The sequence below is a fragment of the Thalassotalea coralli genome, from assembly GCF_055786205.1.
Genome location: NZ_JBVVBK010000001.1, coordinates 353,840 through 368,771, shown reverse-complemented (window position 1 = coordinate 368,771; position 14,932 = coordinate 353,840). Strand labels below are relative to the sequence as shown.

The 14,932-nt window shown below is 41.9% G+C and carries 15 protein-coding genes; all 15 read right to left on the bottom strand.

Annotation, left to right across the window (positions count from 1 at the left end):
* Nucleotides 1–12: 12 nt before the first annotated feature.
* The 15 genes from ACOB80_RS01600 to fliM all read right to left on the bottom strand — a co-directional run bounded on the left by ACOB80_RS01600 (nt 13) and on the right by fliM (nt 14,911).
* Nucleotides 13–1,140: a protein-glutamate methylesterase/protein-glutamine glutaminase gene (locus ACOB80_RS01600; RefSeq protein WP_473164047.1), complete on the bottom strand. Its 1,128-nt coding sequence runs from the start codon at nt 1,138–1,140 to the stop codon at nt 13–15.
* Between the two features lie 31 nt (nt 1,141–1,171).
* Nucleotides 1,172–3,295: a chemotaxis protein CheA gene (locus tag ACOB80_RS01595; protein ID WP_473164046.1), complete on the bottom strand. Its 2,124-nt coding sequence runs from the start codon at nt 3,293–3,295 to the stop codon at nt 1,172–1,174.
* 13 nt (nt 3,296–3,308) lie between these two features.
* Nucleotides 3,309–4,052, bottom strand: a complete 744-nt coding sequence (locus ACOB80_RS01590; RefSeq protein ID WP_473164045.1) for a protein phosphatase CheZ — start codon at nt 4,050–4,052, stop codon at nt 3,309–3,311.
* Nucleotides 4,053–4,079: 27 nt separating this feature from the next.
* Complete coding sequence (cheY, locus tag ACOB80_RS01585) at nt 4,080–4,463, bottom strand: chemotaxis response regulator CheY (protein ID WP_473164044.1); 384 nt, start codon at nt 4,461–4,463, stop codon at nt 4,080–4,082.
* A gap of 46 nt (nt 4,464–4,509) precedes the next feature.
* Entirely contained in the window at nt 4,510–5,232 is a 723-nt protein-coding gene (locus ACOB80_RS01580; RefSeq protein ID WP_473164776.1) for an RNA polymerase sigma factor FliA, read from the bottom strand.
* A gap of 16 nt (nt 5,233–5,248) precedes the next feature.
* Nucleotides 5,249–6,091, bottom strand: a complete 843-nt coding sequence (locus tag ACOB80_RS01575) for a MinD/ParA family protein (protein WP_473164043.1) — start codon at nt 6,089–6,091, stop codon at nt 5,249–5,251.
* 27 nt (nt 6,092–6,118) lie between these two features.
* On the bottom strand, nt 6,119–7,723 hold the full coding sequence (flhF, locus tag ACOB80_RS01570) for a flagellar biosynthesis GTPase FlhF (protein ID WP_473164042.1): 1,605 nt from the start codon (nt 7,721–7,723) through the stop codon (nt 6,119–6,121).
* Between the two features lie 49 nt (nt 7,724–7,772).
* Nucleotides 7,773–9,875 (bottom strand): flagellar biosynthesis protein FlhA, encoded by a 2,103-nt coding sequence (flhA, locus tag ACOB80_RS01565; protein WP_473164041.1) that lies wholly within the window; start codon nt 9,873–9,875, stop codon nt 7,773–7,775.
* A gap of 130 nt (nt 9,876–10,005) precedes the next feature.
* Nucleotides 10,006–11,136 carry a flagellar biosynthesis protein FlhB gene (flhB, locus tag ACOB80_RS01560; protein ID WP_473164040.1) on the bottom strand — a complete coding sequence of 377 codons (1,131 nt, stop codon included), beginning with the start codon at nt 11,134–11,136 and terminating at the stop codon, nt 10,006–10,008.
* Nucleotides 11,137–11,919, bottom strand: coding sequence for a flagellar biosynthetic protein FliR (fliR, locus tag ACOB80_RS01555; RefSeq protein ID WP_473164039.1), 783 nt, complete (start codon nt 11,917–11,919; stop codon nt 11,137–11,139).
* An 8-nt stretch (nt 11,920–11,927) separates the two neighbouring features.
* A complete protein-coding gene (fliQ, locus tag ACOB80_RS01550) occupies nt 11,928–12,197 on the bottom strand; it encodes a flagellar biosynthesis protein FliQ (RefSeq protein WP_473164038.1) in 270 nt (89 codons plus the stop codon).
* Nucleotides 12,197–12,877, bottom strand: a complete 681-nt coding sequence (gene fliP, locus ACOB80_RS01545; RefSeq protein ID WP_473164775.1) for a flagellar type III secretion system pore protein FliP — start codon at nt 12,875–12,877, stop codon at nt 12,197–12,199. Before fliP ends, fliQ begins: the two co-directional genes overlap by 1 nt.
* A 119-nt stretch (nt 12,878–12,996) precedes the next feature.
* Nucleotides 12,997–13,434 carry a flagellar biosynthetic protein FliO gene (gene fliO, locus ACOB80_RS01540; RefSeq protein WP_473164037.1) on the bottom strand — a complete coding sequence of 146 codons (438 nt, stop codon included), beginning with the start codon at nt 13,432–13,434 and terminating at the stop codon, nt 12,997–12,999.
* A 1-nt stretch (nt 13,435) separates the two neighbouring features.
* On the bottom strand, nt 13,436–13,831 hold the full coding sequence (fliN, locus tag ACOB80_RS01535; RefSeq protein WP_473164036.1) for a flagellar motor switch protein FliN: 396 nt from the start codon (nt 13,829–13,831) through the stop codon (nt 13,436–13,438).
* A gap of 12 nt (nt 13,832–13,843) precedes the next feature.
* Nucleotides 13,844–14,911, bottom strand: coding sequence for a flagellar motor switch protein FliM (fliM, locus tag ACOB80_RS01530; protein WP_473164035.1), 1,068 nt, complete (start codon nt 14,909–14,911; stop codon nt 13,844–13,846).
* Nucleotides 14,912–14,932 lie beyond the last annotated feature (21 nt).

Sequence of the window (14,932 nt, the reverse complement as noted above, 5' to 3'; positions counted from 1 at the left end):
TATTAGTAAGCATTAAGAAGCAATTTCTTTAAGTATGTTTTTTGGAAACTCTAGTAAAGGTACGTCCAAAGTAGATATTCCCGCGTTAGCCACGGCTTGAGGCATACCATAAACAACACATGTCTCTTCATCCTGCGCCCAGATGGTAGCGCCTTTAGCTTTTAGCATTCTGCAGCCTTCACGGCCATCTGAGCCCATCCCCGTCAATATTATACCGAGGACATTTCCAGCATAAACTTTAGCTGCAGTGCCAAACGTCACATCAACACTTGGCTTAAACGCCATTCGCGCAGAGTCATCTTCGATGATCTTAATCTTAGCGTTAGTTTCTTTTCCTTCGATGAGCATTTGCAAGCCACCAGGCGCTAAATAAGCGTGTCCTGGTTTAAGAATATCTCCGTTAGCTGCTTCTTTAACTGAAATTCTGCATAAAGAATCTAGCCTACTGGCAAATGCTGAAGTAAATGCAGCAGGCATATGCTGTACCATAACGATAGGTAATGGAAAGTCTGCTGGTAATTGGGTTAAAATTTTCTGCAATGCAACAGGACCTCCGGTAGAGGTTCCTATAGCAAGCAATTTGTAACCTTTGCCTGACGCCTTAAATGCAGAACTTTTCCTGCTTTTAATTGGTGCTAAACTCGGTGTAATGTTCGAAGTTGGAGCTTCGGTCCTAGGTTTAACAAGTGGCTGAGCCGATGAACGGGTAGTTCGAATTGTAGGACTTGTGCCTTTAGTTCCTTTTTTACGAGCAATTTCTAATACTCGCTCGCGCAGAACACTGCCAGCATCGCCCGTTGTTTTAGCAATTTCATTAAACTTCTTAGGAAGAAAATCTAAAGCTCCTGCTTCTAAAGCATCTAACGTCGCTTTAGCGCCTTGGTGCGTTAGCGAAGAAAACATAAGAATGGCCGTTGGAGAATGAGCCATAATCTGCTTTACAGCATCGATGCCATTAAGTAATGGCATCTCTATATCCATTGTAATAACGTCAGGCTTTAACGACTTAGCTTTTTCTACTGCTTCAACGCCATTAACGGCAACGTCAATAACCGTTAGGTTCTTGTCGCTATTAATAATGTCGCTAACTCTTCTTCTGAAAAAACTTGAGTCATCAACTACCAGAACCTTATAGGTCATGTAAATTCTCTTTCTATTACGCTACTTTATATTATGAACGCAATTTCTTATTCACGATGGATTTTTTGGCATAAAACTTCAACATACTTGGTACGTCAATAATTAATGCCATGCCACCATCACTGGTAATAGTCGCTCCAGCCATGCCAGGCGTACCATGAAGTAATCGATCTAATGGTTTAATAACCACTTCTTCTTGACCAATCAAGCTATCAACAACAAACCCTATTTGCTGTGCTCCTAATTGAACAATGACCACATGGCCTTTATCACGGTCTTTGTCTTCAACGTTTTTAACCAACCATTGATCCAAGTAAAACAATGGAATTGCTTTGTCTCGAACAATAATCGTTAGTTGACCGTCAACCACGTTAGTATTAGTCAAGTCTAAGTGGAATATCTCGTTCACGCCCGCAAGCGGAAGCGCAAATGTTTGTTGTCCAACTTCCACCATCAGAGTCGGTAAAATAGCTAGCGTTAACGGTACCTTAATTTCCAGTACCGTACCGATACCTAATTCAGAATCAATGTTTACTGTACCGTTAAGTTGAGTGATTTTCGTTTTAACAACGTCCATCCCTACGCCACGACCAGATACTTCTGAAATCTCTGTTTTGGTTGAAAAACCTGGCGCAAAAATTAAGTTATAAGCGTCAGCGTCTGACATTCTAGCAGCAGCATCGGCATCTAAAACGCCTCGTTCAATCGCAATAGATTTTAACTTTTCCGCATTCATACCCGCGCCATCGTCGCGGATAGTTAATAGAATATGATCGCCTTCTTGCGAGGCAGACAAAATTACAGTGCCCTCTCGAGGCTTGCCGTTAGCTTCACGCACTGATGGCTCTTCAATGCCGTGATCAACAGAGTTCCTTACTAAGTGAACAAGTGGATCAGCAAGTGCTTCTACTAAGTTTTTATCTAAATCTGTTTCTTCGCCTTCTAAAACAAGCTTAATTTCTTTATTTAGGCTTCGTGCTAGGTCACGAACAACACGAGGGAAACGACCAAATACTTTCTTGATTGGCTGCATGCGGGTTTTCATTACCGCGCCTTGCAAATCAGTGGTAACAGCATCAAGGTTTGAAACTGCTTTTGTTAGTTCTTCGTCTTCCTTGGTCATGCCAAGGCTCGTAAGTCGGTTACGAACTAGTACTAATTCGCCCACCATATTCATTATTTGGTCTAATCGCTGAGTATCTACACGAACTGTTGTTTCACCTTGCGGCGTACTTTGTTGACCTGCTTTCTTCTCTGCCGCTTTCTTAGGGGCAGGCTTTGCTGCTGGTTTTGCTGCTACTGGTTTTGCCGCTGGAGCAGGTGTAGGTTGGCTTGGCTGGCTTGGTGCAACATTAGCCGGCGCAACAGAGTCATCAGATTTTGCTGTTGGCGCTTTGCCTTTGCCGTGCAATTCATCTAAGAGATTCTCAAACTCATCGTCATTAATTTCATCGCTATTGCTCGTACCTGACGCGCCAGATACATTAGGCGAGAACGCACCTTGACCATGAAGCTCATCTAATAAGTTTTCAAATTCATCGTCGGTAATATCGTTGCTATTAGCGCTCGTGCTCGGTGCAGGAGTTGATGCTTCCGGCGCTACTGGTGCAGGTGCACCACCGCCATGTAGTTCATCGAGAAGTCGTTCAAATTCGTCTTCAGTCATTTCGTCGCTATCGCCTTGACTTGGCGTTGCGGCAGGTTCAGGCACTTGTGGAACAGCTACAGCTTCAACTTCAACCGGCGCTGCTGGTGCTTCAGCACCTTCAGGAACAGACAAGCGATGAAGCTCTTCTAACAAAGCAGGATCTGCTGGCGTTAATTGTTCTCTCGCTTGTACCAAGGCGAACATATCATTAATGGTGTCCAATCCTTGTAAAATTACATCCATTAATTCAGGAGTTACAGAGCGCTGACCATTACGCAAGATGTCAAATATGTTCTCTGCGCCATGACACACATCCACAAGTTCAGTTAATGATAGAAAGCCTGCGCCACCTTTAACCGTATGAAATCCACGGAAAATAGCATTGAGCAGATCAGCATTGTCTGGATCATTCTCTAGCTCAACAAGTTGCTCTGATAAGCTCTCGAGTATTTCACCAGCTTCAATTAAAAAGTCCTGAAGAATTTCTTCATCTGCTTCATAAGACATCAAGCAACTCCTATTAAAAACCTAAACTCGACAATAAATCATCGACATCGTCCTGATCGGCGACAACATCATCTCTTTCTTCTGTATTTACAATTGGCCCTTCAACTAGATTTTCTCCTAGTGTCGGAGTACCTTTTTGTCTGACATCATCTTGGTTTACACCAAACGCTGTCAGCATATTAATTAAACTATCTTCAACTTCACGTACAAGATCTATAACTTTGCGAATAACTTGACCGGTTAAATCTTGGAAATCTTGAGCCATGAGCACATCGGTCATTAGACCGTGCATTCGCGTAGTTTCTTCATCAGTTGTTTTGAGCAAGATATCAATGTCTTTACATAACGCTTTAAACTCTCCCACATTGAGATCGTTATGCATTAACTTGGACCAAAGCGGTTTTACGGTACTTATCTGCTCTTGAATTTTATCGACCACGGGAAAGATAGATTCGACCGCATCCATCGTTTTATTAGCCGCATCTTCAGTACGGCTAATAACATAATTCAGGCGCTCCTTTGCATCCGGAATGTCTGCAGTAGCAAGATCATTAAGGCGAGAATCTAACTGAAAGTTCATTAACGAGTCATGTAATTGACGAGTTAACTTACCTATTTCAGCAAACAATTCAGAGTTAATTGGGTTCTGAATCTCAGCAATTAGCTCATCAGCTTTATCTTGCTGGCCAGTCTCCAAATACTCCACCAACATTTTGGCTTGTTCCAACGATACATGGACACCGTTACTTATACTCATCCAAGGTCCTTATACAGACAAAATGGCTTATGCTAAACGTTCGAAAATTTTATCTAACTTAGTTTTCAACGTCGCTGCAGTAAATGGCTTAACGATATAACCGTTAACACCCGCTTGAGCTGCCATAACAATCTGCTCTTTTTTCGCTTCCGCTGTAACCATTAATACTGGTATATGAGAAAGGCTTGCATCTGCACGAATTGCTTTTAACAAATCGATGCCTTGCATACCTGGCATGTTCCAGTCTGTCACAACAAAATCAAAATCGCCTTCCTTAAGCATAGGTAACGCCGTACTACCATCATCGGCTTCTTGAATATTAGTGAAACCTAAATCACGTAATAAGTTTTTTACGATACGTCTCATCGTTGAAAAGTCATCAACAACAAGTACTTTCATATTTTTATCCAAGGCACCCTCCAGGGACTTATTTAAAATGCTTCTATTAATATTGTACTTAACTTTGCCAAGATTGCATACGCGCTTTTAATCGATGTAACGCTTGGCTATGTATTTGACTGACTCTAGACTCGCTAACATCGAGTACTTGGCCAATCTCTCTTAAGTTTAATTCTTCATCGTAATATAGTGACAGTACTAAAGCTTCTCGCTCTGGTAAAGTAGTAATGCACTCTGTTAACGATTTTTTAAAGATTACTTGTTCTATATCTTGATACGGATCATCATTATTTTTATCTTCAAACCCTGCAATAGCATCTTCGCTAATACCTAGGTCATCAATGCCAATAATTTTCCCACAATTTACTTCATTAAGAATATGATGGTATTCACCTAAGGAAATATCAAGTTTTTCAGCCACTTCAGCATCAGAAACATCGCGACCTAACTCTGCTTCAAGGGTACTTATGGCTTCAGTTACCATGCGGCTATTTTTGTGAACTGAGCGTGGAGTCCAGTCTCCACGGCGAATTTCATCTAGCATTGCCCCGCGAATGCGGATGCCGGCAAAGGTTTCAAAACTAGCACCTTTGGTTTGGTCAAAATTATTAGCAGCCTCTAATAAGCCGATCATGCCCGACTGGATCAAATCGTCAACGATAACACTCGCAGGAAGTCGAGCAAGCAGGTGATAAGCGATCCTTTTCACCAAAGCACTATGCTGTTCAAGCAAAGCACCTTTGTCGATATGTGAACTGTACGTAGTTGCTTTAACCAAAATAGGGAATTCTCGTTAACTAACTTTCAATTAGCTGTTCAATGAAAAACTCTAAATGTCCAGACGCTTGGCTAGGGATCGGCCATTTTGCTACTTTACTTGCCAATGCTTTGAATGCACGAGAGGCAGGAGAGTCTGGAAACGCTTCAACAATGGCTTGCTGTTTTCTCACTGATTTTCGAATATTTTCATCAAAGGGAATCACGCCAACTAATTCCAGCGCCACATCGAGGAATCGATCAGACACTTTCGCAAGCTTACCAAATAGCTGTTGCCCTTCTTTTGGGCTTCGCACCATATTGGCGACTACTTTAAATTTAAAAACTTCATGATCGCGACTCAACAACTTCATTAATGCATAACAGTCAGTTATGGATGTTGGTTCGTCACAAACGACTAAAAGTACATCTTGTGCAGCTCTTGCAAAACTCAACACCATATCTGAAATACCCGCCGCTGTATCGACGATAAGCACATCAAATTTTGTTTGCATGTCACTGAATGCTCGAATTAACCCAGCATGCTCAGATGGCGTTAAATCTACCATAGACTGAGTTCCAGAGGTTGCTGGAATAATTTTTATACCTGCCGGCCCTTCGATAATGATGTCGTCTAATTCACATTCACCAGACATAACGTGAGACAAATTCTTTTTAACACGTAGACCTAACATCACATCAACATTTGCCAAACCTAAATCGGCATCTAGCACTAGCACACGTTTACCCATTTGTGCCAAGGCTATTGAGGTGTTTAACGATACATTGGTCTTACCGACACCACCTTTTCCACCTGAAACTGCTATGACTTTAATTTGATTCTGTTGCTGCATTTTTCTTAAGCCACTCGCTTGATCTATCATTCATTCTACTCTAACAAGGGGGAACTGCTACATACCTACTGCATAAGAAGTCGGTGCTTGACGCCAATTGTTTTGGCGGTTGATTCGCGCTGCTAATTTATCTGCAAGGGTAACCAACTTTTCAGCATTTGCAACCTTAATATCTTCAGGAACTCGTTGACCGTCAGTAAGATAACCGATTGGTAACCCATTTTGAACAGCCGTTGCGATTATTTCACCGACACTTAAACTTTCGTCAAGCTTAGTAAATATGCAGCCTGCAAGAGGTATTTTCTTAAAACGTTCTACGTTTTCTTGCATAACAACTTGCTGCGTATTTGCTGCTAGCACTAAATAATTACGAATTCTAACACGGGAGTTACCTACTAGGGTAGTCAACTGCTGTGTTAATCGCATATCTCTTTGTCCCATACCCGCGGTATCAATAAGTACTAGCTTCTTATCAGAAAATTGTTGCAACAATGTATCAAGCTCTGCAGCATCTTTTGCTTGCTTAACTGTACAACCGATAATACGAGCAAAAGTGGTTAATTGTTCGAAGCCAGCGATGCGGTAGTTATCTGTAGAAATTAATACTACTTGGTCTGCACCATGAATTTGAGCGAACCGTGCGGCTAACTTTGCTATTGTCGTTGTTTTACCTACGCCAGTAGGGCCAACTAACGACACCACACCACCGCGATGTATAATTTCATTATTAGTGGTATTTACTTGACTCGCAAGTAATTGTTTTGCTTGCTCCCAAGCTAACTCTTCATTTGAAGTATCTGGGATGCAGCTTGCAATTTGATCGGCAACGTAGTCATTCAAGCCCATTGCTGTTAAGCGATTAACCATCATAGCTTTATGCGGGTCCTTTTGTGCCATATCCTGCCACATAAGACCTGAAACCTGATGTTCTAACAATTGGCGAATAGATGCCATTTCTGCGCGCATACGTTCAATTTCAGCCTGTTGGCCTCCTGTTGGCATATGCATTTCGTTTTGCGTAGCTCTTGCTTGGTCAGTCATTTCACTCACTTGAGAAGCACGAGGTGGCTCAAGTTCAGAGACTGTTGCTGTTGTTGGGTGTGTAGAAGTAGGTTGAGCAACTTCATTTGACTGAGTAGGTTGTTCGTATCCTTGAGCGCCACGCTCTAATCTGTCGGTGAAGTTTTTAAGCTGTTGTTCAAGATCTAAACTGGTTTCGTTTGTGTCTGCTTGCGCCGCAGGTTGTTGGTTTTGGCGCTGTAATAATGCCGCTAAGCTATCTGCAGGTTCAGGTTGTTCACTTTGGTTTTGTAAAGAGTGGTTTTGCACAGAGCGCTTTGACACAGGTGCTGTCAAATTTACGTCACTTGTTGCAGGAGCTTTTGTACCAATGGAAACAACATCACTTGCCATTGCGCGCTCACTGCCTGCATTGTTGTTTCTTTGCATTGGCTCTTGAGCCATTGACTCCTTAGACAAAGGAGCGTTTGTTTGTGGTTGAGAAGCTGGTGCAACTTGCTGACCGTAATCAACCGCGGCCATTAGCTCCACCCCTTCAGGAATTTTCTTGTTAGACATGATAACGGCATCCGCGCCTAGCTCCATCTTGATTTGTTCAAGTGCAGTTCTCATATCTTTTGCTACAAAACGTCTTATCTTCACAACAACCCCTTAATCTTTACAACCTAATTTTGGATGGCGATGTGACGCATTATTGGCCGATAGAGCTTACTATTTTTATTTGCTTATCGTCCGGGACTTCTTGGTAAGAAATCACTCGTAAACCTGGAATCGTGTACTTAACAAACTTAGCTAGTACTGTTCTTAGCATACCTGACGTTAATAAAATTGGTGTTTCACCAGCCATTTCTTGCTGTTGAGCCCCTTCGTTTAACGAGGTTTGCAGTCTTTCTGCTAATCCTGGTTCAATGCCAGCGCCATCGTCACCTGCCATTTGCATAGACTGATGCAACATCTGTTCCAACTCTGGCGCCAATGTTATGACAGGGATTTCTTGTGCTGGTCCTACAAGGTCTTGGATTATAAATTTACGGATTGCAATTCTTACAGCCGCAGTGAGAACTTCTGCATCCTGGCTCTTAGGTCCATACTCTACTAGGGTTTGTACTATGCTACGCATATCGCGTACTGCAACGCCTTCATGCATTAAGTTCTGTAATACTTTTACTACTGTGCCTAATGTAAGTACTTCAGGAATTAAGCCTTCAACAAGTTTAGGGTAACTCTTCGCAAGAATATCCAATAAGTTTTGCACTTCTTCATGGCCTAGTAGTTGTGCGGCATTATTGGTAAGCACTTGACTTAAATGAGTCGCTAAAACGGTAGCAGCATCAACAACGGTATACCCAAGCGCTTGCGCTTGTTCACGTTGCGCTTGAGTAATCCATACCGCATCTAAGCCAAAAGCAGGATCTTTAGTAGCAACACCTTCTATCTGTCCATATACCTGACCTGGGTTTATCGCTAAGTCGTGATCGTGGCGGATTTCAGCTTCACCTATAGTGACGCCCATTAAAGAAATTTGATAGCTGTTAGGGTCAAGATCTAAGTTGTCTCGAATATGAACAGGTGGTACTAAGAAACCAAACTCCTGAGAAAGCTTTTTACGTACACCTTTTATACGATTAAGTAACTCTCCACCTTGCGCTTTATCTACTAATGGAATTAAGCGATAGCCAATTTCTAAGCCGACAATATCAACGTGGTTTACATCATCCCAATCAAGTTCTTTTACTTCTTCTTGTTTTTGTTGGTTTTCTACTTGCTCTACTTGTTGTTTTTCTGCAAGTTCGGCAGCTTTAAGTTTCTTCATTCGAGCGCTAAAAAACGCGCCAGCAGCAATTAGGAAAGCAAACGTTAAAAAAGCAAGGTGTGGCATGCCTGGCACAACACCCATGATAAACATCACAGCAGCGGCAATATAAAGTGATTTTTCTTGGCCTAACTGGTTACTTACCTGTGCGCCCATGTCTTGGCTAGTATTTTGACGAGTAACCACAATCGCCGTAGCAACCGACAGTAATAGTCCAGGAATTTGTGCTACTAAGCCATCACCAATGGTTAGTAACGTATATATTTCAACGGCACGATCAAAGGTTAAGTCGTGCTGAACCATACCTATGACTAACCCGCCAACAATATTGATAAATAGAATCAATATCCCAGCAATAGCGTCACCTTTTACAAACTTACTTGCACCGTCCATAGAACCGTAGAAGTCAGCTTCACTGGTAACTTCAGTACGACGCTCTCGCGCTTCTTCGGCATTAATAAAACCAGCGTTCAAATCAGCGTCAATCGCCATTTGTTTACCTGGCATAGCATCTAGCGTAAATCTTGCGGTTACTTCTGAGATACGGCCTGCACCTTTAGTAACAACCACGAAGTTGATGATAATTAAGATTAAGAAAACAACTAAACCAACGGCGTAATTTCCGCCAATCACAACAGAGCCAAATGCTTCGATGACTTTACCAGCAGCATCAGGCCCTTCATGACCTTCAAGTAATACGACTCGGGTACTGGCGACATTCAAGGCTAACCTTAAAATAGTGGCGATTAACAAAACAGACGGAAATGAGCCAAACTCTAGCGGCTTAAGGGTATAAACAGTAATAAGTAGAACAACGAGTGCTAATGCAATATTAAAGGAAAACAGAATATCCAATAGCATCGCAGGCATAGGTAAAATAACCATACCTAGTGCTGCCATAATCAGTAATGGCGTACCTGCTCCGGCTAATATTTTTACATTTTTTTCTTTTAATTGATTGAAATGTGCTGCTAGTTGCATTTAATCATCACGCTAGTTATTTGACGCTGTGACATGACTCTGCAATAAACAGACCAAAGGTTAAAAATGAAGATTCGAGTGGTCATTTAAGCGCCACTTCATCTTGAACAATTAGGTATTACTTTATCGTTTAATAGCGGAAGTCGTCGGGGATTGGTAATGATTTAGCAAGTGGTACCGGTCTTTTCGCCTTGCCTTTTCTAAACTCGTTCAATTGATAGATAAATGCTAATACCTGTGCAACCGCTGCGAAAAGCTCTTCAGGTATTTCTTCGTTAACTTCTGCGGTGTAATAAAGCGAGCGCGCTAAAGCAGGTGATGCAAGAATTTCAACGCCATGCTCTTTGGCGATAGTACGAATATGTATCGCCATTTCATCAATACCTTTTGCGACTAGCCTTGGTGCGCCACCTAATTCAGCGTCGTATTTTATTGCAACAGAGTAATGCGTTGGGTTGGTAATAACGACATCAGATTCAGGTACATCTTGCATCATTCGTCGTTGCGACATCTCATATTGAGCACGGCGAATACGGCCTTTATTTTCAGGGCTACCTTCTGAGTTCTTTAATTCGTCCTTCACTTCTTGTTTGGTCATTTTCAACTGGCGTGTGTGATCCCACTTTTGATAGGGAGCATCAACTACCACAATAATGATTAACGATAGACTTAACGCTAAGAACATCCATAAAAGCAGATCGGTAGCGTGAGAAAAGTTCCTAGGGATAGATTCAATGCTCAAGAAAAGCACTTCTTCAAACAAAGCAGTCAATAAAAGATAAGCGCAAATGAAAATAACAAAAAACTTAAGTAGCGATTTAAGTAACTCAACCCACGCCTTTGTACCAAACATTCGTTTAAAACCAGCAATCGGTGACATTTTACTTGGCTTTGGCATCATGGCTTCAAAGGAGAAATTCATTCCTCCTAGCAAAGTGTTACCGATAAAAGCCATTACTACCACTATGGCAAACAACCACCCTAATGGCGCAACCAAAGAAGCAAGCGCTTCACCGACAATAGAGAATAGACGGTTAACATCCATAATCTCTTCGCGTTTTAAGCTAAAAAGTCGTGTCATAATACTAGCAACACTATTTGCTAATGTGCTGCCTGTTAACATTAAGCCTACCGTTGTGCCAACAAGTACAAATACAGTACCCAGCTCTTTAGAACGTGCTATTTGCCCTTTCTTTCGAGCCTCCGACAATTTTTTTGCCGTCGGCTCTTCAGTTTTTTCACCACTATCATTTTCAGCCATTTACAGCACCTCACAGTTAATGAGTTGACAGCTAAGATCGAGCGCTCGCTGCCATTGCGCTTCAAAGTGAACCAAGAAATTCCCCATGGTTAGCCACATTATAATTAGGCCAGAACACATGGTAATAGGAAAACCGATAGCAAAAATATTTAGCTGTGGCGCAGCTCTAGTCATGATCCCAAATGAGAAGTTTATCAGTAGCATCGCTGTTAAAGGTGCCATTGCCAGAGATAAAGCGGTAGCAAACATCCAACTACCCCACTCCACTAATTCACGGTATTTAATCGCAGATAAATTTTCAGTCGGTATAGGTAGAGTATCAAAACTTGCAACCACAAATTGAAGGTAAGCTAAGTGGCCATCCATCGTCCAAAACAACAAGGTTGATAAAATAAGAAAGAACTGGCCCACCGCAGGTACGTTCATGCCACTGGCAGGGTCAACCAAAGACGCAAAACCCAAACCCGATTGCATCGCAATAATTTGACCAGCCATGGTAAATGTATTAACCACCATAATGGTCACTGTGCCTAGCATCACGCCGATAATAATTTGCTGGGCTACAACAATAACCATTTCCAATCCAAATAAGGTTCCAACATTTGCAGGAGGGATTGCTGGCATTATGGCTACTGTAATTGCAACTGAAAAAAACAGTTTAATTCGAGTAGGAATCGTCTTTGAACCTAGTGCTATCATGGTCATGATCAGCGCCGAGACACGAGCAAGTGGTAACAATAAATCAGCGATAAATTGATTAACGATTGCCGAGGTATATTCCATCGTAAGACCTAACTGACTACGGACGGAATCGAGCCAACTAACCTAATGGTGTAATCCATTAGCTTTTGAACAAGCCAATGACCGCCAAAAATAAGCGCTAACAAAGTAACAATTAGACGAGGTAAAAAACTTAACGTTTGCTCGTTAATAGAGGTCGCTGCTTGGAAAACCGCAACCATTAAGCCCACTATCAAACTAGGGACTATAATGGCACTCACCAGCACGATAACGAGAAACAAAGCATCTCGAAGAATATCGACAAAGACCTCAGGACTCATCAGCCACTCCCCATACCATAACTGGCTGCAATAGTACCGATAACCAAATTCCAACCATCGACAAGTACAAATAACATCAGTTTAAAAGGCAGTGAAACTATCATGGGTGACAGCATCATCATACCCATGGCCATTAATATACTGGCCACAACGAGGTCAATAATTAAGAAAGGAATAAACAGCATAAAGCCAATCTGGAACGCTGTTTTTAGTTCGCTAATTACAAAAGCAGGAATAATCACCGTCATGGGTAAGTCAGTTGGTTTATCTACTTCAGTTATACCAGCCATTTGCGCAAGCGTGTCTAAGTCTTTTAATCTGGTTTGTTCGAGCATAAAAGCTCTTAACGGCACTTTCGCTGAATCGAGCGCTTGAATCGAGGTTTTTTGATCTGCCAAATAAGGCTGTATAGCCACTTCATCAATCTGATTGTATACAGGCGTCATGATAAACATGGTCATAAACAAGGTAAGTCCTATAACCACTTGATTTGACGGTGTCTGCTGAAGACCAAAAGCTTGACGTAAAATCGCCATAATCACGATAATACGTGTAAACGACGTCATCATAATAACGGCTGCAGGAATAAAGCTCAGTGCCGTCATAAAAATTAAAATTTGTAAAGTTACAGAATATTCTTGGCTGCCGTCAGGGTTCGTGGTCATAGTAACGGCAGGCATTGACAGGTCTTGAGCAAAAGCTAAAGGAGCAGCGATAAAGGCTACACAGGCGATCAACCAAGGAAAATATTTTGATAAGTGACCTGATTTAGCTGCTGGAGTATTCATTGAATCCCTATTTACGATTTCTGTCGAAAGTATTTTTGTAGTGACTTAGCAAAAGGTTGCTCTAAACTCGAAGAAGCTGGTTGACTAGCAGGTAATTTTTCATCTAATACCTTAATCAAATTTACTTGTTGACTGGTCACACCCAGCATTATTTGCTCATTACCCACTTCAACGATGACGAGCTTTTCTTTAGCGCCTAAATTGATACTAGATATAACACGGATTCCTTGCGTTGTTCCATGTTGAACTAGGTTAAAACGCTTAAGCACCCATGCTGCCATTAAAATGATGGCCAGTACAAACATCAACGACAGCAACATAGACAAAGAATCTGTTGGCGTTGTTACATGCTTACCAACCTCAACAGTTTCCTCTGCCCAAGCGATATTAGACGCACTTACTAGCGTTAAAAAAGCAAAGAACCGTTGAGTATTTTGCTTAACAGACATTTTATTTAAGCTTTTTAATGCGTTCAACTTGGCTAATAACATCGGTTAAACGAATACCAAATTTATCGTTTACTACAACTACCTCGCCATGGGCGATTAAAGTGCCATTAACCAAAACATCAAGGGCTTCACCCGCGACACGGTCTAACTCAACAACAGAGCCTTGGTTAAGTTGTAGTAGGTTACGGATACTGATATGACTTCGACCTACTTCCATCGAGATAGTTACAGGAATATCTAAAATCGTATCTAACTTACGTGCTTCTTCTCCCGAAATAGGGGCATCCCCTTCTGTAAGCTCGTCGAGTTCCACCGCTTCAGCTTCTGCAGACTCAGCTTCGGCTTGTTCGTCCATCGCTTCATCCCACATGCTTAGATCTTCATTTTCATCACTCATGGTACGCCTCGGTTAATACTCTAAATCATCTTCTAGTAAATGCAGCTCTGCATCACTGTCTAATCGTTTTCCGCCTTTGGTCAGAATAGTTAATTCATTCTTCACTGACTCAGGGCGTTTAATCTTCTCTTGAATTTGTAGTGCGACATGATCACGACTCTTACCAAGTTTGGCTCGATAAGTCGGTAAATCTTCTACTAATACGGTAATGTGCGGTGGCATTTCGATCGGAATGATATCGCCAGCTTCCAGCTCCATAATTTTCGATAATGGCAAGTCGACTTCTAGGAATTTAGTCGACAACTCAACAGGCACGTCGAGTATTTCATCGCGCAGGGCTTTCGACCAACGCATATCAGTGTCTTCTTTGTCACTTTGCACACCCGCATCCAATAATTCACGAATCGGCTCTAACATTGAGTAAGGCAAAGCTACGTGGAAGTCACCACCACCACCATCAAGTTCAATATGGAATGAACTGATAACCACAACTTCCGTCGGGCTCACAATGTTCGCCATAGAAGGGTTTACTTCTGAATCTAAATATTCAAAAGACACATCCATTACTGGCGACCATGCTTCTTTGTAATCTTCAAATATCAATTTAAGTAACATTTGAATAATTCGACGCTCTGTCGGAGTAAATTCGCGACCTTCAATTTTTGCGTGGTAACGACCATCACCGCCAAAAAAGTTGTCCACTAAAATAAAGACAAGTCGTGCTTCCATGGTAATCAAGCCAGTACCCTTAAGCGGTCTAAAGCGCACCATGTTTAAACTGGTAGGTACGAACAAGGTATGAACGTACTCACCAAACTTGATCATTTGAATACCATTAATCGACACTTCAGCGGTACGACGCATCATATTGAATAAACTGATACGCATATGACGAGCGAAGCGTTCGTTTACCATCTCCAAGGTCGGCATGCGACCACGGACGATACGGTCTTGAGAAGAGAAGTCGTAGTCACTTAAGCCTTCTTGCTCAGTAAACTCCTCGACAACCTCATCTTCTTCGACTTCATCTACGCCATGGAGTAGCGCATCAATTTCGTCTTGGGATAGTAAGTCACTCACAATATTTACTCTACGTCATTT